Here is a 19,401-nt window from a genome sequence, read left to right on the forward strand (position 1 = left end):
GACGCCGCAGTATGCGAGCGAGCTCGATACTGTCGAGGGAGAGGGCGATTGGGCTGAAGGCGGACCTTCGTTCAGGCGCTGTGGCTATCTCGAGGGCGGGAGCGGGTGCGACGTGAGGTGATGAAGCGTGCGTTCATGGCGTTGTTCTCTTTATTGACCTGGCACGAAAGGTAAGGCCGCATCTGGGGGCCTTGGCGCATGCTCCCATAGCCGATTCGCCTTCGAAATCACCCGTTGGGGTGAGCCGGTGACGGGGCTGGAGACCTCACCCCAACGGGTGATTTCACACGGTTGCTGGCTGCTGCAAGCTTCAGTGGCGTCTCCATACCAACAAGGAAAACCGCCCATGAACGCGCCTTTCGTACCCCAACGCCAGACCCGTGACTACCAGGCCGCCGATGCTGCACACCATATCCATGCCTTCCTCGACCAGAAGGCGCTCAACGCCGAAGGCCCCCGGGTAATCGTCGGCGGTGAGCGGCTGCATCTGTGGGACAGCGACGGCAAGCGCTACCTGGACGGTATGTCGGGCCTGTGGTGCACCCAGCTCGGCTACGGGCGCAAGGACCTGACCGCGGCCGCGGCGGCGCAGATGGACCAGCTGGCCTACTACAACATGTTCTTCCACACCACTCACCCGGCGGTGATCGAGTTGTCCGAGCTGCTGTTCAGCTTGCTGCCGGGGCACTACAGCCACGCGATCTACACCAACTCCGGCTCCGAGGCCAACGAGGTGCTGATCCGTACCGTGCGCCGCTACTGGCAGGTGCTTGGCCAGCCGAACAAGAAGGTCATGATCGGTCGCTGGAACGGCTACCACGGCTCGACCCTGGCGGCCACGGCGCTGGGCGGAATGAAGTTCATGCACGAGATGGGCGGGCTGATTCCGGATGTGGCGCACATCGATGAGCCCTACTGGTATGCCGCCGGTGGCGAGCTGAGTCCGGCCGAGTTCGGTCGCCGCTGCGCCTTGCAGCTGGAAGAAAAAATCCTTGAGCTTGGGGCCGAGAATGTCGCCGGCTTCATCGCCGAGCCGTTCCAGGGCGCCGGCGGCATGATCTTCCCGCCAGAAAGCTACTGGCCGGAGATCCAGCGCATCTGCCGCCAGTACGACGTGCTGCTGTGCGCCGACGAGGTGATCGGCGGGTTCGGTCGTACCGGCGAATGGTTCGCCCATGAGTACTTCGGTTTCGAGCCCGACACCCTGTCGATCGCCAAGGGCCTCACCTCGGGCTACGTGCCGATGGGCGGGCTGGTGCTGAGCAAGCGCATCGCCGAAGCACTGGTCGAGCGCGGCGGGGTATTCGCTCACGGCCTGACCTATTCCGGGCACCCGGTGGCCGCTGCGGTGGCGATTGCCAACCTCAAGGCCCTGCGTGACGAAGGCATCGTCCGCCAGGTGAAAGACGACACCGGGCCCTACCTGCAGCGCATCCTGCGCGAGGTGTTCGCCAACCATCCCCTGATTGGCCAGGTACAGGGCGCCGGGCTGGTGGCGGCACTGCAGTTCGCCGAAGACAAGGCCAGCCGCAAGCGCTACGCCAATGAGAACGAGCTGGCCTGGCAGTGCCGGACCTTTGGCTTCGAAGAGGGGGTGATCATTCGTTCGACCTTGGGGCGGATGATCATGGCGCCTGCGCTGGTGGCCAACCACAGCGAGCTGGACGAGCTGGTGGAGAAGACCCGCAAAGCGGTCGACCGCACCGCGCAGGCCCTGGGCAAGCTCTGAAGCGGCTGCGCTACCTTTCCTACCCACGGTTCCGGGAGCACAACGTGCACGATTCAACCTACTGGCGGCATCGAGCCGCCAACCTGACTTTTCGCGATCAAGCCATGATCGGCGGCCGCTTCGTGGCCGCCACAGGTGGCGCAACGTTCGATGCGATCAACCCTGCCAACAACCAGCTGCTGGCGCGGGTCGCCGCCTGTTCCGATGAGGACGTAGACCGTGCCGTGGCCAGTGCTCGGCAGGCGTTCGAGCAAGGCCCGTGGGCCCGGATGGCGCCGACCCAGCGCAAGCGTGTGATGCTGCGCCTGGCCGAGTTGATGCTGGTTCACCGCGAGGAACTGGCGCTGCTCGAGTCGCTGAACATGGGCAAGCCGGTGCTCGACGCCTACAACATCGATGTGCCGGGCGCCGCCCATGTCTTCGCCTGGTATGGCGAGTCGCTCGACAAACTGTACGACCAGGTTGCGCCCACTGCGGCCGATGCCGTGGTCACCATCACCCGCGAACCGATCGGTGTGGTCGCAGCCGTGGTGCCGTGGAACTTCCCGCTGGACATGGCGGCCTGGAAACTGGCCCCGGCCTTGGCAGCGGGCAACAGCGTCGTGCTCAAGCCCGCCGAACAGTCGCCGCTTTCGGCGCTGCGCCTGGCCGAGCTTGCACTGGAGGCGGGCATTCCCGCAGGGGTGTTGAACGTCGTGCCGGGGCTGGGCGAGATCGCCGGCAAGGCACTGGGCCTGCACCCCGACGTCGATTGCCTGGTATTCACCGGCTCCACCCAGGTGGGCAAGTACTTCATGCAGTACTCGGCGCAGTCGAACCTGAAACAGGTGTGGTTGGAGTGCGGTGGAAAAAGCCCGAACCTGGTGTTCGATGACTGCAAGGACCTGGACCTGGCCGCAGAGAAAGCCGCATTCGGCATCTTCTTCAACCAGGGTGAGGTCTGCTCGGCCAACTCGCGACTTTACGTGCAGCGCTCGATCCATGACGCGTTCATCGAGCGTCTGATCGCCAAGGCGCGCGAGTGGCAACCCGGTGATCCGCTCGATCCGGCCAGCCGCGCCGGCGCTATCGTCGATGCGCAGCAGACTTCGCAGATCATGGCCGCAATCGGCCGTGCACACGAGGAGGGGGCGTCTCTGGTGGCCGGTGGGCGTCAACTCAGCCACAACGGCTCCAGCAACTTCATCGAACCGACGATTTTCACCCATGTCGACCCGCAGTCGTCGCTTTCGCGTGACGAGGTCTTCGGCCCGGTACTCGCAGTGACGGCCTTCGACACTGAAGAGGAGGCTATCCGCCTGGCTAACGACAGCCTCTATGGGTTGGCCGCGTCGGTCTGGAGCGACGACCTGAACCGCGTGCATCGGGTTGCCAGGCAGCTCAGGGCCGGCAGCGTTTCGGTCAACACCGTCGATGCGCTCGATGTGGTCGCCCCGTTCGGCGGCTACAAGCAGTCGGGCTTTGGGCGTGACCTGTCACTGCATGCGTTCGACAAGTACACCCAGTTGAAGACCACCTGGATCCAGCTGCGCTGATCTCGGGCGCAGCGTTCAATGCCGTGGCGGCCTGGCACAGTTCAGTGCCGCCACGGCGACCGCCAGCGCCGCCCCGGCGTAAGCCCAGATCGCTGGCACCTGCGGCAGCAGCACACCGGCCAGCATCGGCCCGAGCCCGGCACCGATGTCGCGCCACACGGCATTGCTGGCCAGCGCCTGAATGCGCGCGTGCGGATTGCGCAGCGCGACGAGGGTCATCACCAGCGGCAACTGCAAGGCGCGCAGCACCAACACGAAGAAGGCGCCGATGAACAGCCAATGGCTGGCGAATACCAGCAGCGCCAGTGAAGTGGCCAGCGACAGCACCACCAACATGCGCAGTGCGCCGAAGCGGTCTGCCAGGCGTCCGCCAAAGGGGCTGAAGAGCATCTCGCTCAGATAGCGCACCGCCATCAATACACCGGCCACCAGTACCCCCGACTCGCCCATATGGACTTGCGCATACAGCGAGAGGCCGAATATGAACAGGCCGTCCAGCGTCACCCCTTCGATGAAGGACCAGGTGGCGATGCTGTCTGGCAGGCGCAGACGCCGACCACTGCGCGCGGCAATGTCATGGCCGCCGCAAGGCAAGGCGCGGGCACGCCACAGTCCGCACAGGGCACTGATGCACAGTACGTAGAACACAGCGCGCGGGCCGTAGGCCTGGGCCATCAGCGCCCCCAGCGGCAAGGCCAGCATGGGGCCGATGGCCAGGGTCGCCCGCGAGCGCCCGGCGCGGCGGGCTGCACCTTGTGCTTCGGCAGTGGCGAGCGTCTGGGTACTGAGGTTGAAGGTCGCAAAGCACAGCCCCCAGACCAGGCGCAGCACCAGCAGTGCGGCGAATCCGCCAAGGGTGGCGTTACCCAGTGCACACACCGCTGCGGCAAAGGCCGCCAGGCTGCACGCCGCGCGATCGCCATGGCGTGCATAGAACCGCACCACCCAGCCATAGCCGATGATCCGTACCAGGCGATTGGCCGCCAGCAATACACCCGCCTCGACCAGGGTCACGCCGAAGTCCGAAGCGTACATGGGCAGTAGCAGATAGAGCAGTACGTCACTGGGCAGGCACAGGCCGAGTACCTGGGCGGCGTTGCGCGAATCTCGGTCGGCGCGCAGGGTTTGCGCCGGTACGGCAGCGGACGACATGACAGTCTCGTGGCAAAGGGCGGGGGTACGCAGCATAACTTCAAGGGTCATGCCGGTAACACCCGTGTCATGGCGTCGGGGAGGTTGGCCGCCGTCCAGACCTCGTATTTAGCAAGCGCCCAGAACGATCATGAATAAAATTGCAGATCATCTCGAAAAAAATGAGTTTGTCTCAAGGTGCGATGATCCTGACAATCCCCCCATCGAATTTTCTCCCAGGGTAGGCAGCCGTTCGCTGCCCCGGTGAGGTGATGCAGGCCATCACCGCCCAACAGGATGTCAGAGACCGATGAACAACGAATTTACCTTTGCCATCAAACGCACGCGTTTCGATGAAGACTATTGCCCCGCGGAAAACACGCGTACCACGACAAACTTTGCCAACCTGGCCCGTGGGCGCAATCGCCAGGAAAACCTGCGCAACACCTTGAGCATGATCGACAACCGGTTCAATGCCTTGGCGCACTGGGACAATCCCGAGGGCGACCGCTACAGGCTTGAACTTGAAATCATTTCAGTCGAGATGACCATGGAGGGCCCGCAGGCCGATCACAGCCTTCCGCTGATCGAGTTGCTGAAAACGACGATCGTCGACCAGAAAACCAAGGCGCGTATCGAGGGCATTGTTGGCAACAACTTCTCGTCCTACGTGCGCGATTATGATTTCAGCGTGCTGTTGCTGGGGCATAACAAAGGCCAGCCCGACTTCAGTATTCCCGAGCACTTCGGCGATTTGCACGGCAAGTTGTTCAAGGCGTTCGTGAACTCCAGTGCTTATAAAGCGCATTTTGCCAAGGCACCGGTGATCTGCCTGAGCGTGTCGAGCAGCAGGACCTATCGCCGCACGGACAACCAGCACCCGGTATTGGGCGTCGAGTACCAGCAGGACGCCTATTCCTTGACCGATGAATACTTCAAGAAAATGGGCCTGACGGTCCGCTACTTCATGCCGCCTGACAGCGTCGCGCCCTTGGCTTTCTACTTTGCCGGCGACCTGCTGGAGGACTACAGCCCGCTCGAGCTGATCAGCACCATCAGCACGATGGACACCTTCCAGAAGATCTATCGGCCGGAGATCTACAACGCGAACTCTTCGGCAGGCAAAGCCTACCGGCCAAGCCTCGAACATCAGGATTACTCACTGACGCGCATCGTCTACGACCGTGAAGAGCGCAGTCGGCTGGCGATCGAGCAGGGCAAGTTCGCCGAAGAACACTTCATCAAGCCGTACCAGGCGGTGCTTGAACAGTGGTCGTCCCAGTGCGCGCTCTGATTGAACAAAATGCATAAGGTTTATCTGTCATGAAAAAGCTGTTACCCACTTCAACCGCAGGCAGCTTGCCCAAGCCTTCGTGGCTGGCCCAGCCTGAAACCCTTTGGTCCCCCTGGAAGTTGCAGGACGCGGAGTTGATCGAGGGCAAGCAAGATGCCTTGCGTTTGTCGCTGCAAGAGCAGCAGCAGGCCGGTATCGATATCGTCAGCGATGGCGAGCAAACCCGTCAGCACTTTGTCACGACCTTTATCGAGCACCTGAGCGGTGTGGATTTCGAGAAGCGGGAAACGGTCAGGATTCGTGATCGCTACGACGCGAGCGTGCCGACGGTCGTGGGTGCCGTGGCTCGGCAGAAGCCTGTGTTTGTCGAGGACGCCAAGTTCCTGCGCCAGCAAACCCAGCAGCCGATCAAGTGGGCGCTGCCGGGGCCCATGACGATGATCGACACGTTGTATGACAGCCACTACAAAAGCCGCGAAAAACTGGCATGGGAATTCGCCAGGATTCTCAACCAGGAAGCCCGGGAGCTGGAAGCTGCAGGCGTCGATATCATTCAGTTCGACGAGCCGGCATTCAATGTGTTCTTCGATGAGGTGAACGACTGGGGCGTGGCCACCCTGGAGAGGGCCATCGAAGGGCTGAAATGTGAAACCGCGGTGCACATTTGCTACGGCTACGGCATCAAGGCCAACACCGATTGGAAAAAGACCTTGGGTTCGGAGTGGCGGCAATACGAGGAAGCGTTCCCCAAGTTGCAGAAATCCAGCATCGATATCGTTTCGCTGGAATGCCACAACTCGCGTGTGCCCATGGACCTGATCGAGCTGATTCGCGGCAAGAAAGTAATGGTCGGGGCCATCGATGTGGCCACCTCGACCATCGAAACGCCTGAGGAAGTCGCCGACACCCTGCGCAAAGCCCTGCAGTTCGTAGATGCCGACAAACTCTACCCCTGCACCAACTGCGGCATGGCGCCTTTGCCACGTCACGTTGCCAGTGGGAAGTTGAGGGCACTGACGGCGGGTGCAGACATCGTTCGGCGAGAACTGTTGAACGCATGATGAATTCGGGAGGCCGAAGGCGGGCGCTTTCAGGCCTCCCCTGACCGTTGCGAACGGCCCCTTATCCAGGATCTACGCATGTCACTTCCCTGTACGGCTGTCGAGCCATCGCGCTTTCGCCACGCGCTCGGGCACTACGCCTCCGGCATCACGGTGATCACCTCTCGGCTCGATGACGAGCCGGTTGGGTTCACTTGCCAATCGTTCTATAGCGTGTCGATGAGCCCGCCGCTGGTGTCATTCAGCGTCATGTCCAATTCGGCCAGCTACCCCAAGATCCGCCAGGCTGGCCGCTTTGCGGTAAATATCCTGGCGTGTGGGCAGCATGACCTCTCCAACCAGTTCGCTCGACGGGGCACGGACAAGTGGCACGGCGTGCAATGGCAGGTTTCACCCTTGGGAAACCCGATCATCCGCGACAGCCTGCACTGGCTGGACTGCGAAATTCACGCCGAGCATCCTGCGGGCGATCACCTGATCGTGATCGGTGAAGTGAAAGCGGTGAACCTCCAGGAAGCAGCCGCTGCAACGCCTTTGCTGTATTTCAAGGGGCAATATTGCAATCTCGCCGCAGAGGGCGCGTTTTGAGCCCGCGCGGCGAAAGGGTAGCTGGCATCCGTAGCACCGCTCATCCGTTGCGCCGCAATTAAAACGAATCCTTCTGGGTGTGTCGAACTCGCTTATGTAGGCCCTCACAAAAAAGCGAGAACCCCATGAAAACCAATCTACTGGCCACAGCGCTGCTAACTGCCTGCTTTACCTTGCTCGGTGGCTGTTTCGACCGTGATAACGACCACCCGGCCAAGGACGCCGATCCAAGCAAACCTTCGCTGCAGATGCAGCAGCCCGATACACCCACGACCAATCCGTCCCCCGAGACCAAACCGCAAAATCAATGAGCGAGGTAGCGGGCATGGTGGAGCTGACAAAGGGTAGGGCGGCAACCAGCAAGGCGACCGATGGGCTTGAACATCGCTATCGGGCACTGCTCGAGGGCAGTGACCCGACGACCGAGGCCTGGCTTAGCGAGCAACTGAGCCATGTCCGCACCTTGGCGGACGACTTGCCGGATGATCCTCGGCACCTGCCGGACTGGGCCGCTGCCCATGCGCAGCGGGTCGCCAGTGAACACGCGGCCTATCTTGAACAACGGCGTCAAGGGGCCCCACGCCGGTACTTCCAGAACCGGGCGCAGGCCTTGTGGTTTCTGCAGCAGGTCGCCCCGACCAAGGCGGTCGATGGCGCATGGCTGCACGGCACCCTGTGGCACTGGCGCGACCCACGGTTTCATGGATTGATTCGCACCTTCCTCGAAGAGCTGGGTGATGGCGACCTGCGCCGCAACCACGTGCTGATCTACCAGCGCCTGCTCAGCCGTCTTGGCTGCCTGCAGAGCGCACCGCTAGCCGCTGAACGTTACCTGCAGGGCACGCTGCAACTGGCCCTGGGGCAGCACTGCGAGCGCTTCCTGCCGGAAGTGATCGGTTACAACCTGGGGTACGAGCAGCCCCCGCTGCACCTGCTGATCACCACCCATGAGTTGGCCGAGCTGGGCATCGACGCTCATTACTTCCAGTTGCATGTGACCATCGACAATGCAGCGAGCGGTCATGCGCGGCGCGCCCTGGAGTGCTTCGCCGAACTTGGCCAGGACCAGGGGCCGGCGTTCTACGAGCGTGTCAGGCATGGCTATCGGCTCAATGACCTGGGTATCGACACACCGTCGCTGATCGCTTCGTTCGACCTGCAGGCCGAGTTGCTCGGCTCGTTGGAACGCAAGCGTGTCTACGGGCAGTGCATGCATTCGGACAGATGCCGCCTGCAAGGGCGCACCATCAATCAGTGGCTCGCCGAACCCGGCGCGATGCCCGGTTTTCTGGATGCACTGCAAGCCCAGGGTTGGATCAAGCGCGACAGCGATCCCAGGGAAAGCCGCTTCTGGGCGCTGATCGACGGTCCGGTGGCAGCCATGTTCGGTGTGTTCGATGCCTATGAAAAGCAGCTCTGGCACGACTGGATCGCCGGCACCTGGCAGGGTGCTGCGATGCGTCGGGTGCCGCCGGGGCAGTGGGAGCAGGCGTTGCAACTTGAGGAAGAGGCGCCCGGCGAAGCGCAGGCGGCGGACATGGCTGTGCTGATCGAAGCGATGGCCGGCAATCGACATTCCACGCCCCAGGGCCTGCGCGCCACCCGCGCATTCATCCAGGCTACCGGGTTGATGAGCGGAGGGCCGAACTGATGCTGCTCGACCAAGACCAGAGGCATGCCGACGAGGCATTGCTCCAGCTGGGACGTCGGCTGCGCGCTGACGGCTATCGTTTCACCTGCGTGACCCCGGCGACCCAGGCCAGGGTCAATGCTCGCAGCGAAGCGCACCAGGCCCGAACCCTGCGCGATGTGTTTGGCTGGAGTCGACCGTTCGAGGCGTCTCTGCTCAGCGCCGACGAACTGGAACAACTGCGTATCGCTGGCGTGCTGGAGCCACAGGGTGCGCTGTTGCGCAGCAGGGTGCGCTGGTCGACCCTGGACGACCTGCTGCTGGTGCACTCCGCCTGGCCAACCGACAGCCGCGACGCGGTGTTCTTCGGCCCGGACAGCTACCGGTTCGCCCAAGTGATCCAGGATCATCTGCAGCACAGCCCCCTGCGTGTGCAGCATGCCGTCGACATCGGTTGCGGCAGTGGCGTCGGCGCGTTGCTGATCGCCCGAGCCGCGCAGCATGCGCAGGTCACTGCGGTGGACATCAACCCTGTGGCCTTGCGTCATACCGCTGTCAATGCCGCGCTGGCCGGGGTGGCCAATGTCTCGGTAGAGCTCAGCGATTTGCTCGACGGCATCTCCGGGACGTTCGACCTGATCGTCGCCAATCCACCCTACATGCTCGACGTCGGCGAGCGCGCCTACCGCCACGGGGGTGGCGCGCTGGGCGCCGAACTGTCGCTACGGATTGTCGAGCAGGCCCGTGAGCGGCTGTCGGTCGGCGGCACGTTGCTGCTGTACACCGGTGTCGCCATCGTCGAGGGGCGCGACGCGCTGCTTGAAGCCGTTCGCCTGCGCCTGGCCGGGCCTGCGTTCGGCTGGTCCTACCGGGAACTGGACCCCGACGTATTCGGCGAGCAGTTGCTCGAGCCAGGATACGAGCAGGTCGAACGCATCGCTGCAGTGGCCCTGACCGTCACCCGCCGAGGCTGATGCCCATGGCGCGGCCTTGCACGTTCGGCATCGAGGAGGAATACCTGTTGGTTGATTTGGCCACGGGGCGGGTCATGGCTGCGCCGCCCGCGGCCGTGGCCCGCTGTTGCCGCGATGCGCTGGGGCCATGGTTCGCCGAGGAGATGTTTCGCAGCCAGGTGGAGATCGCCTCGCCGGTGTTCGATACGCTGCACCAGGCCCGTGATTTTTTCACCGAGCAGCGCCAGCGCCTGAGTCAGGCATTGGCGGGCGAGGGCGTCGGCTTCTACGGCGCGGGGAGCCACCCCAGTGCCCAATGGCTGCGCCAGCTCCCGCGGGAAACCCCCCACTACCGCCAGCTGTTCGACGATTATCGGCTGGTGGCCCGGCGCAGCCTGTTGAACGGCCTGCACGTGCACGTCGGCGTGCCGCAGGGCGTCGATCGCATGCAGGTGATCAACCGGGTGCTGTACTGGTTACCCCTGCTGCTGACACTCAGCACCTCCTCTGCGTACTGGGGCGGACAGGACACCGGCTACATGAGCTACCGACGGGTGGTGTGCGGGGAGTGGCCGCACATGGGGCTGCCCGAACCGCTACCGGACTGGCGCGCCTACGAGCGTTACCGGGCGCTGCTGCAACGCACTGGCAGCCTGGCCGAGGATGGTGACTTCTGGTGGGCGATCAGGCCCTCGCGGCGGTTTCCGACAGTCGAACTGCGCATCTGCGATGGCTGCCCCCGGCTGGACGATGCCTTGGCCATCGCCGCGCTGTTTCGCCATCTCGTCGAGCATGCAGTGCAGCGCAACGACGCTATCGCCAGCCGTGAAATGCGCTGGATCACCCACGAAAACTATTGGCGCGCCCTGCGTGAGGGCCGTCGGGGCACTTTCATCGGCGTTCACGACCAACAGGCGGTGAACGCCGAAGGCTGGCTGACGCAACTGCAGATGCAATGTCCGCCCGACACCGCCGACGCTGACCGCGCCTTCATGCACGCCCGGCGCATCCTGCGCGACGGGACCAGTGCCGACCACCAGCGTGACACCTATGCGCTGGCCCGCGAGCAGGGCCTGAATGACCGACAGGCGATGCGCAACGTGGTGAAACAGGTGATGGAGCACCAGTTGTCGGTGCCCGGGATGGGTTGAGTAAACCATCCGCAGATCGTTTGCCTCGAACGCAGTGTGATTCGCGATCAGGCATCACCCAGCCAAACCAGAAGGAGTCTAACCCATGCCCAGCAAGCCCCAGGATCAGTTCACCCTGCAAAATCCCTTGACCCAATACCCCCATCCGCCTTTTCCGGCCCAGGGCCAAGCCGCCCCGGGCCTGGATGCGCACATGCGGCCCAAGCCCGACCACGGTGAAACCACTTACAAAGGTTTCGGGCGCCTGGCCGGACGTCGCGCCCTGATCACTGGCGCCGACTCGGGTATCGGACGCGCCGTGGCCATCGCCTTCGCCCGCGAGGGTGCCGACATTGCACTCAACTACCTGCCCACGGAGGAGCGAGATGCCCGTGAAGTGGTCCAGCTGATCGAGCGCGAAGGCCGCAAGGCCGTGGCGCTTCCCGGTGATCTCAAGGACCCGCGCTTCTGTAGCCAGTTGGTGGACCAGGCCCACGAACAGCTCGGCGGCCTGGATATCCTGGTCAACGTTGCCGGCAAGCAGGAGGCGCGCAAGGACATCGGCCAGATCACCCATGAGCAGTTCGATCACACCCTCAAGACCAACGTCTACGCCTTGTTCTGGCTGTGCCAGGCGGCAGTGCCGCTGATGCCGGCCGGAGCGACCATCATCAACACCGCCTCGATCCAGTCCTACCAGCCCTCGGCGACGCTGCTGGACTACGCCACCACCAAGGCGGCCATCGTGGCCTTCACCAAGGCGCTGGCCAAGCAGGTGATCGAGCGCGGCATCCGCGTCAACGCGGTGGCCCCAGGCCCGATCTGGACCGTGCTGCAGCCCAGTGGCGGCCAACCACCGGAAAAGATCCCCGACTTCGGTGGGCATACCCCGATGAAACGCCCGGGCCAGCCCGCCGAGTGCGCCCCTTTGTACGTACTGCTTGCCAGCCAGGAGTCGAGCTATATCACCGGTGAGGTGTTCGGCGTCACCGGCGGCGATCCACTGCCATAGGGCAACGTCGAGTAAACCTTGGCCGCCCCGCGCAGTCAGTCATTGTAAGAGGCCCTTCATGCGGGCCAGGGAGGTGGCTGATGAAACTCGTCTGCCTGCTGCGTGGCTGCCAGTGGCGCAGCCTGTTGATCCGTGAAATCGCCGGGCTTGACTGCCAGTGCTGCGAACGCTGCGGCGCGCTGCGCTACAGCCAGCCCGGCCAACCATTCGATGCGTAGGAACCGACCATGGCCCGGGCAATCTGGAAAGGCGCGATCAGCTTCGGCCTCGTGCATATCCCTGTTTCTCTCAATACCGCTGTGCGCACCGAGCGCGTGGATTTCGACTGGCTCGACAAGCGCAGCATGGAGCCGGTGGGCTACAAGCGGGTGAACAAGGTGACTGGCAAGGAGATCGACAAGGAACACATCGTCAAAGGTGTGGAGTACGAGAAGGGCCGCTATGTGGTGATCAGCGAAGAGGAGATTCGCAAGGCGCGGCCCGAGGCGACCCAGACCATCGATATTTTTTCCTTCGTCGACGCCGGTGAGATCCCGCTGCAACAGTTCGACACGCCTTACTACCTGAGCCCCGACCGTCGCGGCGGCAAGGTCTATGCCTTGTTGCGCGAGACCTTGCACAGCACCGGCAAGGTGGCCTTGGCCACCGTGGTGCTGCACACCCGCCAGCACCTGGCGCTGTTGCGCCCGCTGGAGGATGCGCTGGTGCTGATTACCCTGCGCTGGCCCGAGGAAGTCCGTGGCCTGGAGTCGCTGGAGCTGGACAAGAGCGTGACCGACACCAAGATCGACAAGCGCGAACTGGACATGGCCAAGAAACTGGTGGAGGACATGAGTGGGCCATGGAAGCCAGACGAGTACCACGACGCGTTCCGCCAGACCATCCTCGACCTGGTTGAAGAGAAGGCCAGTAAAGGCAAGATCGCGACGGTGGACAAAGGTGAGGGGACAACGGCGGAGAAGGGCGCCGACATCATCGACCTCACCGAGCTGCTCAAGCGCAGTCTTGGCGGCAAGACCAAGGCGAAGAAGCCGGCGAGCAAGCGACCGCGCAAGGCGTCCTAGGGCGGGAGCGCACCCTACCGCACCAGTCCCTCCAGAGCGCTCAGGTAATCGCCGAAGCCTTGGCGAGCCCGGCTGTCCCGCCGACTGCTGGTGGCCACGCTGTGCGCTGCGGTCCAGACGATCTGCGCGCCATTGGCTTCCAAGGCCAGCACCAGTTGCACGTCTTCATCGGCTGGCAATGGTTGGAATCCACCGGCGCGCTCATAGGCCTTGGCACACACGCCGAGGTTCGCGCCATGGATGTGCCGGTGCCCGTCCCGAGCCTGGTAACGGCTGCGGTATAGCTGGCGCAGCGCGGCGTTCTGCCAAGGCTGCCAGCGCTCGATGTGCACGGTGCCGCAGACTGCGTCGGCGTGCCATTGCAACTGCGACACCAGCCAGTGCTCGGGCACGCGACTGTCGGCGTCGGTAAAGGCCAGCCACTGCGCACCGCGCTTGATCATCCACTCGGCGCCCACGCGCCGGGCAATGCCGACGTTGCCGGCCTGCAGTTCCAGGGTGTGCACGCCATGACGGCGGGCGATGCGTGCGCTGGCGTCGATGCAGCGATCGAGCACCACCAGCACCTCGACCACCAGGCCCGCCGCCTCGGCCCGTGCCACCGCCCGCTTGACGGCGCGCAGGCAGTGTCCGAGGCGGCGGGCTTCGTTGTGAGCGGGAATGATGACGGCGATCATAGGCAGGTCTCGTCCAGGTCCACGACGCTGGGTTGGCACGACCAGTATTCGAGCAGGAAATCCGCCTCCTCGTGGCGTAACAGCGGGTACAGCGGCAGATGTCGGGCAAGCAGGGCGTGGACCTCACGGCCATCCTGGGGGCAACCGGCGATGGGATGGCGCCAGTGGCACACCAGCAGGCCGCCGTCGTAGGTCAGGCTGGCCACCGATTGTTCGATCACCTGCAGCCAGTCGGTGGGATCGAGGTAGTAGCCGATTTCGCTGAGCACGATCAAGTCGAACTGTCCGCCGGGCCAGTCGCCCGGCAGGTGCCCCTGTTCGACGCGGGCGTGGCTTACGCCCGCCAGTCGCTGGCGGGCCAGCGCCACGGCGGTGGCGTCGATGTCCTGGCACAGCAGGTCGGCGCAGCGCTCGGCCAGCAGCACACTGAGCTCGCCGTTGGCACACGCCGGCTCGAACACGCGTTCGTAGCACTGGCGAGGCAGGCTGGCCAGGGTGAGGTCGCGTTTGCGCCGTTCGTACCAGCGGGTACGAAAGGCCCATGGGTCATCGTTGCCGGCATACAGGTCGGCGAAATACTGCGCATCGAGGCTCATGGTGACTCCATTGAGGGCAAGACCGGTTCCAAGGGATGCAGCCGGTGGTCGGCTGAGGCAGGTGCGGGTTCAAAGTTGCCATGCCCCTGCCGGCATGCCGGTCAGTTGCTGGCCCAATTCGGCGAGGTCGCGCTCCGCGTGACTTTGACGCAGGTACACCGGCAGGTCGGCGCTGAGCCGGGCGAAATGGCTGCTGCGGCAGAACGGCGTGGCGCCCAGCGCTCGGCCGACATGCCGAATGACCTGCTCGACCGCGTGCTCGACATGAGCGCGGGTGCGGCGCACCTGGAAACTGGCATCGTCCTGAGGGTGTCGGTCGATCCAGGCGGCGCATTCGCGCAGGGCGGCGCGGGCCCCGAACAGGGCGGTATCGACCGCACCCAGGTGGGCGTCGGCGTGCGGGTCGGGCCGAGGTTTAGCGCAGTGTTCGCGCAGGTAGGCCGCCAGGGCTTCGGCCGCACCATACCAGCAGGCGGCGATGCCAGCGCCGCCTTGCCAGAATCCTGGGCGGGACAGGTATTGGCCGGGCGCGCCGATGGCCAGGCCCGGCGAATCATCGAATGCGAGGGTGACGCTGGCGGTGGTGGCCATGCCCACGGCCTGCCAGTGCTCGGCCTGAATGCGCTGGCTGGGATGGGACAGCTCGATGGCCACCAATTGCGGATGCTCGCCTTCCCAGGCGGTGACCAGCGCGCGATCGATCTGCAACGCCCCCGAACACCAGGCTTTGCAGCCTTGCAGCCGGACTTGATCGCCGTCGCGGGCGACGATGCGGGTGCGTGCATCCGGTGGCTCGGCGGCCCACACGCCCCAGATCCCGTCGCCGGCGTGGTGCTCGGCGGCGCATTCGCTGAGGATTGCCAGGGCGTCCGTGTGGCCCTCGTAGAGCTTGGCCAGGGTCAGGTCGCAACCGGCGACCCGCGCCAGGGTCCTCCAGCGCTCCAGGGTGCGGCCCTGGCCAGGCCGTGGCAGTCGGTCGAGATGATCGGCCTGCAGCAGGTGCAGCAGCTCTGGCAACTGGGTGTCGAGGTCGATGGCCTGCGCTCGCGCGCTGAAAGGGCGCAACAGGTGATCGAGGCGCTCCAGGTCGAAGTCATGGGCGATGCTCATGGGCTTGGCGCTCCTTGGGTGTTCTTCTTCCAGCCACGCAGGTTCATGACGCACAGGCAGAACTGCAGGACGATCAGTGCCCAGGCTTGTACCTGCCAGCCCCAGACCACCCACAGCGCATTGCTGGCGATGAAGCAGCAGAAGCCGATGCGTCTGCGTCGCGGGCGGCGCGAGCCGATGCACCATGCCGCCGCGATGGTCAGCAGCATGGCGGGCCATTGCAGCAGATCCAGCATTCGCTCCATCAATCGATCCCCAGTTGCTTGCGCATGCGCGCGGTGATCGATTGGCGGGTGCTGGCCATCTCGGACCAAGGGTCCTCGACCTGCGCAAGGCGCTCGTGCAGGTTGCCGATATTCCATTGATCGGCGCCTTTGAGCTGGCTCAGCTCTTCGCGCCAGATCGGCACCGAAACCGGCAGGCCTTCACGAGCGCGCAGCGAATAGGCCGCCACGGTGGTCGCGCCCTTGCCGTTGCGCAGGTAGTCGATGAAGATCCGCCCGACGCGGTTCTTCGGGCCGGAAACCGCGCTGAGGCGATCAGGGAACAGCCTGGCCATGTGCTCGACCAAGGCATGGCTGAAGTCCTTCACCTCGTCCCAGCCAGCACGCCGGGTCAGCGGTACGACCAGGTGCATCCCCTTGCCGCCGCTGGTCTTGAGAAAGACCTTCAGGCCCAGTTCATCGAGCAGGGTCAGGGTCAGTTGGGTGGCTTCGAGCATGGCTTTCCAGGGCAGCGCTGGATCAGGGTCCAGGTCGAGCACGAAGCGGTCGGGCTTGTCGAAGTCCTTGTTGGTGGCGTTCCAGGTGTGCAGTTCGAGGGTGTTCATCTGTACCGCGCCGAGCAGGCTGTCGGCGCGGTTGAGCACCATGGCCGCCTGGCCGGCCTGGGCCTTGCTGTAGCTGAGCACCTTGGGAATATGCAGCTGGCCGGCATTCTTCTGGAAGAACAGCTCGCCAGCCAGGCCATCCGGTGCCCGGACCAGGGCGACGGGCCGATCCTTGAGCTGTGGCAGCAGCCAGTCGGCGACCTGCGCGTAGTACTCGGCGACCTGGCGCTTGGTTGCACCGATGGTTGCGTCGACCACGCGGTCCGGGTGGGTCAGGCGCAGGGTGTCCAGGCCTTCGGGTTGTGGCTGTGCTGCGCGCTTGGCGGGCATCGCTTTCTCCAGATCGATGGCGGTGGCGGGCTTGTCGTCGCGCAGGCCGTGGAACACCGCGTGGCGCACGATGCCTTCGCGGGTCATCTGGGCATAGGCCACTTCTGCCAGCAGGTGCGGCTTGAGCCAGTGCACCCCGCGGGCTTCGGCGCCGGTGGGGGGGCTGGGCAACGGCGCTTTGGCGACCCGCAGCGGCTTCAGGCGGGCGAGGATGCTGTCCAGGGTGGCGGCGCTGAAGCCGGTGCCGACTTTGCCGGCGTAGCGCAGCTTCCCGCTATCGTGGTCATGCAGGGCCAGCAGCAGGGCGCCGAAACCCTGGCGGCTGCCTTTGGGGTCGGTGTAGCCGACGATCACGAATTCCTGGCGCTGCTTGCACTTGAGCTTGATCCAGTCGCTGCTGCGTCGCCCCACGTAGGGGCTGTCGGCGCGCTTGCCGATCAGGCCCTCCAGCTCCAGCCGGCAGGCGCTGTCGAGCAGCGAGTCGACCGGTTCCTCGAAGTCTGCGGAGTACCTGAGCATCGGCGATGCATTATCTTCCAGCAGCCGGGCCAAGGTGTCCCGACGCGCCTTCAGCGGTAGTTCGCGCAGGTCTTCGCGCCCCAGCCAGGGCAGGTCGAACAGGTAATAGGTGATGCGTTCGTCGTGCTCGGTGTCGAAGGCATTCTGCAACGCCTGGAAATCGGCGACGCCGTTGTCATCGACCACCACCATTTCGCCATCCAGCCACGCGGCGTCGAGCCCAAGCGCCTTGAGCGCCTCGACCTGACGGGGCATCTTCGCACTCCAGTCGTGGCCATTGCGGGTGAACAGGCGTACGTCGTCACCGTCGATGCGCGCCATGATGCGGTAGCCATCGAACTTGACTTCATAGCGCCAGTCGCCGCTGGGCGGGGAGTCGACCAAGGTGGCCAGTTGCGGCTGGAGCTTGTCGGGCAGGGCTTTGGCGCGGGCCTTGTGCTTGCGCGGGGTAGAGGAGGTTGTCTTGGCCGGACGCCTTGGCGGCAGGCTGCGCTCGCTGAGGACGCTGTCGGGCAGGGCTTCGACGATGCTGTAGTCGACCTCGCTGCGCGCTTGCCCGTCATTTGACTTGACCAGCATCCATTGTTCCTTCTTGCCGGCCAGCTGGGTGCGGAACAGGTTCCAGACCCCCGACAGCTTCTCGCCCTGCAGGCGAAAGCGCAGCTTGCCTTTGGCATAGGCTTGATGCGGATCGCCTTCGGGCTCCCAGATACCCCGGTCCCAGACGATCACATCGCCAGCGCCGTAGTGACCCTCCGGGATGTGCCCTTCGAAGTTGGCATAGTCCAGCGGGTGGTCCTCGACATGCACCGCCAGGCGCCGGACCTTCGGGTCAAGTGAGGGTCCCTTGGGGATCGCCCAGCTTTTCAAGGTGCCGTCGAGTTCCAGGCGAAAGTCGTAGTGCAAGTGGCTGGCGTCGTGTTTCTGAATGCAGTACTGCAGCGCGTGGCCCGACCGTGTTCTGGCGTGTTTGCCCACCGGTTCGGATGTGGCGTTGAAGTCGCGCTTGCGATGGTACTCCTGCAGGGGCTTGGCCATGGCGGGCTCCGGGAGGGTTCGCGGGTCTCAAGATTGGGAGGCGGCGAGGCGGCGCGGAGTTCAAAAAAAACGCGGGGTAGGGCGCGGCAAGAAACTCTGAATCATTTGTGTGCGCGCGGAGTCGACCGAGTGAAGCCCACAAAAGGAGAACGCTCATGACCCTACCTGATGACCCAAGACCGCAGGTCGAGATCGACGACACCGAGGACCGCATGGGAAGCGTCCACGAGCTGGATTTCAGTGAGCGTCGTGATGAACGCCAGGGGCGTGTCGGTGACGAGCGTCCGGCGCGCGAGATCGCCGAGGATTATCCGCCCCGACGTGTCGCCGAAAGCGGCATGACCGGTGGCGAGGCCTTGAGCGACAGCTTGCACGAGGACAACGTCACCCTGGACGACCTGAGCCCGGACACGTTGTTCGATGAAACCGGTGCTCGCGACCCTGATGAGCCTGGTAGCGGTAGCAGACCTGCTGACCAGACCCTGCGCCATGTGGACGCTCACGAGATCGGAGGCGGCATCGGGCTGGACGAGGCGGAGCTGGCTCGCTCGGCGCCGTTGGACGGTGAGCCGTGGACCGACGAGGTGAGCTCTGAAGATGACAGGAGAGAACCCTGATGAACGAGCAACGTTGTTCCTGCAACCACTGTTCTTGCACCGTGGATGCCAATACTGTGGTCCAGGATGGCAAGGCTTATTGCTGCGAGGCCTGTGCTACGGGGCATCGCAATGGGGAGCCTTGTCGTATGGCCGACTGTAATTGTGGTGAGCTGACTCAGCCGAAGGACAGCTCGGTCGATAATGCGCTGGATGAAACGTTCCCGGCGAGTGATCCTATTTCGCCATAGGATTGCTTCACTGTCTTTTGATCTTGCTTCTAAGCGCGCGATGGATCAGGTGCCGCCAATTGCGACTTTAAAAGTCAAAGTCAAAGGCGAGCTGGATGGTTTTCACAGATGTGAGCGTATTCATTTGCGAGGTAGACGCTTAGTCACCTTTTCGCCCTTACGGCGAGTCACTTTTTGTCAGACGCGACAAAAAGTAACCAAAAAACGCTGCGCTCCGTTCATCCGGCCCTGCGCTTCGCTCCGGGTTCCCTCACTCCGGCCTTGCTCCCGGGAGGACCGCGCTGCAGGGCCCATCCTGGGCCCCAGCGCTTGACGGGCATCCATGCCC

20 protein-coding genes are annotated in these 19,401 nt (G+C 64.0%); 14 read left to right on the top strand and 6 right to left on the bottom strand.

Translation table 11 applies throughout. The features are described from left to right. Positions 1-346 precede the first annotated feature (346 nt). Positions 347-1,729, top strand: a complete 1,383-nt coding sequence (locus ACNFHO_RS13990) for an aspartate aminotransferase family protein (RefSeq protein ID WP_125930103.1) — start codon at positions 347-349, stop codon at positions 1,727-1,729. Positions 1,730-1,833: 104 nt separating this feature from the next. Next, entirely contained in the window at positions 1,834-3,264 is a 1,431-nt protein-coding gene (locus ACNFHO_RS13995; protein WP_416766694.1) for an aldehyde dehydrogenase, read from the top strand. A 15-nt stretch (positions 3,265-3,279) separates the two neighbouring features. Here the strand turns inward: ACNFHO_RS13995 and ACNFHO_RS14000 are convergent, their stop codons facing one another. Then, positions 3,280-4,416: an MFS transporter gene (locus ACNFHO_RS14000; protein WP_054894162.1), complete on the bottom strand. Its 1,137-nt coding sequence runs from the start codon at positions 4,414-4,416 to the stop codon at positions 3,280-3,282. A gap of 289 nt (positions 4,417-4,705) precedes the next feature. Here ACNFHO_RS14000 and ACNFHO_RS14005 point away from each other — a divergent pair, with 289 nt between their 5' ends. The 10 genes from ACNFHO_RS14005 to ACNFHO_RS14050 all read left to right on the top strand — a co-directional run bounded on the left by ACNFHO_RS14005 (position 4,706) and on the right by ACNFHO_RS14050 (position 13,127). Further along, positions 4,706-5,689, top strand: coding sequence for a DUF1852 domain-containing protein (locus ACNFHO_RS14005; protein ID WP_416766684.1), 984 nt, complete (start codon positions 4,706-4,708; stop codon positions 5,687-5,689). 29 nt (positions 5,690-5,718) lie between these two features. Continuing rightward, positions 5,719-6,750, top strand: a complete 1,032-nt coding sequence (locus ACNFHO_RS14010) for a methionine synthase (RefSeq protein ID WP_112898049.1) — start codon at positions 5,719-5,721, stop codon at positions 6,748-6,750. Positions 6,751-6,828: 78 nt separating this feature from the next. Then, a complete protein-coding gene (locus ACNFHO_RS14015; protein WP_416766685.1) occupies positions 6,829-7,338 on the top strand; it encodes a flavin reductase family protein in 510 nt (169 codons plus the stop codon). Between the two features lie 125 nt (positions 7,339-7,463). After that, the gene (locus ACNFHO_RS14020; RefSeq protein ID WP_054894166.1) at positions 7,464-7,649 is read left to right on the top strand and encodes a hypothetical protein; all 186 of its coding nucleotides are present in this window, start codon (positions 7,464-7,466) and stop codon (positions 7,647-7,649) included. Positions 7,650-7,663: 14 nt separating this feature from the next. After that, entirely contained in the window at positions 7,664-8,989 is a 1,326-nt protein-coding gene (locus ACNFHO_RS14025) for an iron-containing redox enzyme family protein (protein ID WP_416766686.1), read from the top strand. Beyond that, complete coding sequence (locus tag ACNFHO_RS14030) at positions 8,989-9,942, top strand: methyltransferase (protein ID WP_416766687.1); 954 nt, start codon at positions 8,989-8,991, stop codon at positions 9,940-9,942. Before ACNFHO_RS14025 ends, ACNFHO_RS14030 begins: the two co-directional genes overlap by 1 nt. 5 nt (positions 9,943-9,947) lie before the next feature. Beyond that, positions 9,948-11,072 (top strand): carboxylate-amine ligase, encoded by a 1,125-nt coding sequence (locus ACNFHO_RS14035; RefSeq protein WP_112898053.1) that lies wholly within the window; start codon positions 9,948-9,950, stop codon positions 11,070-11,072. Positions 11,073-11,157: 85 nt separating this feature from the next. Continuing rightward, positions 11,158-12,063 carry an SDR family oxidoreductase gene (locus ACNFHO_RS14040; protein ID WP_416766688.1) on the top strand — a complete coding sequence of 302 codons (906 nt, stop codon included), beginning with the start codon at positions 11,158-11,160 and terminating at the stop codon, positions 12,061-12,063. Between the two features lie 80 nt (positions 12,064-12,143). Next, complete coding sequence (locus tag ACNFHO_RS14045; protein ID WP_172964775.1) at positions 12,144-12,281, top strand: PSPA7_2676 family Cys-rich small protein; 138 nt, start codon at positions 12,144-12,146, stop codon at positions 12,279-12,281. A gap of 9 nt (positions 12,282-12,290) precedes the next feature. Next, a complete protein-coding gene (locus tag ACNFHO_RS14050) occupies positions 12,291-13,127 on the top strand; it encodes a Ku protein (RefSeq protein ID WP_063544596.1) in 837 nt (278 codons plus the stop codon). 14 nt (positions 13,128-13,141) lie between these two features. Here the strand turns inward: ACNFHO_RS14050 and ACNFHO_RS14055 are convergent, their stop codons facing one another. The 5 genes from ACNFHO_RS14055 to ligD form a co-directional block, all read right to left on the bottom strand. Then, positions 13,142-13,804: a glycosyltransferase gene (locus ACNFHO_RS14055; protein ID WP_416766689.1), complete on the bottom strand. Its 663-nt coding sequence runs from the start codon at positions 13,802-13,804 to the stop codon at positions 13,142-13,144. Continuing rightward, positions 13,801-14,400, bottom strand: a complete 600-nt coding sequence (locus ACNFHO_RS14060; protein ID WP_151924494.1) for a class I SAM-dependent methyltransferase — start codon at positions 14,398-14,400, stop codon at positions 13,801-13,803. The genes ACNFHO_RS14055 and ACNFHO_RS14060 overlap by 4 nt, the downstream gene beginning before the upstream one ends. A gap of 69 nt (positions 14,401-14,469) precedes the next feature. Further along, complete coding sequence (locus tag ACNFHO_RS14065; protein WP_112898055.1) at positions 14,470-15,510, bottom strand: acyl-CoA/acyl-ACP dehydrogenase; 1,041 nt, start codon at positions 15,508-15,510, stop codon at positions 14,470-14,472. Then, on the bottom strand, positions 15,507-15,755 hold the full coding sequence (locus ACNFHO_RS14070) for a hypothetical protein (RefSeq protein WP_054894175.1): 249 nt from the start codon (positions 15,753-15,755) through the stop codon (positions 15,507-15,509). Before ACNFHO_RS14070 ends, ACNFHO_RS14065 begins: the two co-directional genes overlap by 4 nt. Then, positions 15,755-18,226, bottom strand: coding sequence for a DNA ligase D (ligD, locus tag ACNFHO_RS14075; RefSeq protein WP_416766690.1), 2,472 nt, complete (start codon positions 18,224-18,226; stop codon positions 15,755-15,757). The genes ACNFHO_RS14070 and ligD overlap by 1 nt, the downstream gene beginning before the upstream one ends. Before the next feature lie 155 nt (positions 18,227-18,381). Between ligD and ACNFHO_RS14080 the strand changes: the two genes are divergently transcribed. Next, positions 18,382-18,843 carry a hypothetical protein gene (locus ACNFHO_RS14080; RefSeq protein WP_054894177.1) on the top strand — a complete coding sequence of 154 codons (462 nt, stop codon included), beginning with the start codon at positions 18,382-18,384 and terminating at the stop codon, positions 18,841-18,843. Beyond that, entirely contained in the window at positions 18,843-19,073 is a 231-nt protein-coding gene (locus tag ACNFHO_RS14085; RefSeq protein ID WP_081255230.1) for a metallothionein, read from the top strand. Before ACNFHO_RS14080 ends, ACNFHO_RS14085 begins: the two co-directional genes overlap by 1 nt. Positions 19,074-19,401 lie beyond the last annotated feature (328 nt).

The sequence above is a fragment of the Pseudomonas sp. NY15374 genome, assembly GCF_048068255.1.
Lineage (GTDB): Bacteria > Pseudomonadota > Gammaproteobacteria > Pseudomonadales > Pseudomonadaceae > Aquipseudomonas > Aquipseudomonas machongensis.

Excerpts from the sequence above, each read along its gene's own strand:
- ACNFHO_RS13990 (WP_125930103.1), top strand. The coding sequence starts at position 347 with ATGAACGCGCCTTTCGTACCCCAACGCCAGACCCGTGACTACCAGGCC.
- ACNFHO_RS13995 (WP_416766694.1), top strand. The coding sequence starts at position 1,834 with ATGATCGGCGGCCGCTTCGTGGCCGCCACAGGTGGCGCAACGTTCGAT.
- ACNFHO_RS14000 (WP_054894162.1), bottom strand. The coding sequence starts at position 4,416 with ATGTCGTCCGCTGCCGTACCGGCGCAAACCCTGCGCGCCGACCGAGAT.
- ACNFHO_RS14005 (WP_416766684.1), top strand. The coding sequence starts at position 4,706 with ATGAACAACGAATTTACCTTTGCCATCAAACGCACGCGTTTCGATGAA.
- ACNFHO_RS14010 (WP_112898049.1), top strand. The coding sequence starts at position 5,719 with ATGAAAAAGCTGTTACCCACTTCAACCGCAGGCAGCTTGCCCAAGCCT.
- ACNFHO_RS14015 (WP_416766685.1), top strand. The coding sequence starts at position 6,829 with ATGTCACTTCCCTGTACGGCTGTCGAGCCATCGCGCTTTCGCCACGCG.
- ACNFHO_RS14020 (WP_054894166.1), top strand. The coding sequence starts at position 7,464 with ATGAAAACCAATCTACTGGCCACAGCGCTGCTAACTGCCTGCTTTACC.
- ACNFHO_RS14025 (WP_416766686.1), top strand. The coding sequence starts at position 7,664 with ATGGTGGAGCTGACAAAGGGTAGGGCGGCAACCAGCAAGGCGACCGAT.
- ACNFHO_RS14030 (WP_416766687.1), top strand. The coding sequence starts at position 8,989 with ATGCTGCTCGACCAAGACCAGAGGCATGCCGACGAGGCATTGCTCCAG.
- ACNFHO_RS14035 (WP_112898053.1), top strand. The coding sequence starts at position 9,948 with ATGGCGCGGCCTTGCACGTTCGGCATCGAGGAGGAATACCTGTTGGTT.
- ACNFHO_RS14040 (WP_416766688.1), top strand. The coding sequence starts at position 11,158 with ATGCCCAGCAAGCCCCAGGATCAGTTCACCCTGCAAAATCCCTTGACC.
- ACNFHO_RS14045 (WP_172964775.1), top strand. The coding sequence starts at position 12,144 with ATGAAACTCGTCTGCCTGCTGCGTGGCTGCCAGTGGCGCAGCCTGTTG.
- ACNFHO_RS14050 (WP_063544596.1), top strand. The coding sequence starts at position 12,291 with ATGGCCCGGGCAATCTGGAAAGGCGCGATCAGCTTCGGCCTCGTGCAT.
- ACNFHO_RS14055 (WP_416766689.1), bottom strand. The coding sequence starts at position 13,804 with ATGATCGCCGTCATCATTCCCGCTCACAACGAAGCCCGCCGCCTCGGA.
- ACNFHO_RS14060 (WP_151924494.1), bottom strand. The coding sequence starts at position 14,400 with ATGAGCCTCGATGCGCAGTATTTCGCCGACCTGTATGCCGGCAACGAT.
- ACNFHO_RS14065 (WP_112898055.1), bottom strand. The coding sequence starts at position 15,510 with ATGAGCATCGCCCATGACTTCGACCTGGAGCGCCTCGATCACCTGTTG.
- ACNFHO_RS14070 (WP_054894175.1), bottom strand. The coding sequence starts at position 15,755 with ATGGAGCGAATGCTGGATCTGCTGCAATGGCCCGCCATGCTGCTGACC.
- ligD (WP_416766690.1), bottom strand. The coding sequence starts at position 18,226 with ATGGCCAAGCCCCTGCAGGAGTACCATCGCAAGCGCGACTTCAACGCC.
- ACNFHO_RS14080 (WP_054894177.1), top strand. The coding sequence starts at position 18,382 with ATGACCCTACCTGATGACCCAAGACCGCAGGTCGAGATCGACGACACC.
- ACNFHO_RS14085 (WP_081255230.1), top strand. The coding sequence starts at position 18,843 with ATGAACGAGCAACGTTGTTCCTGCAACCACTGTTCTTGCACCGTGGAT.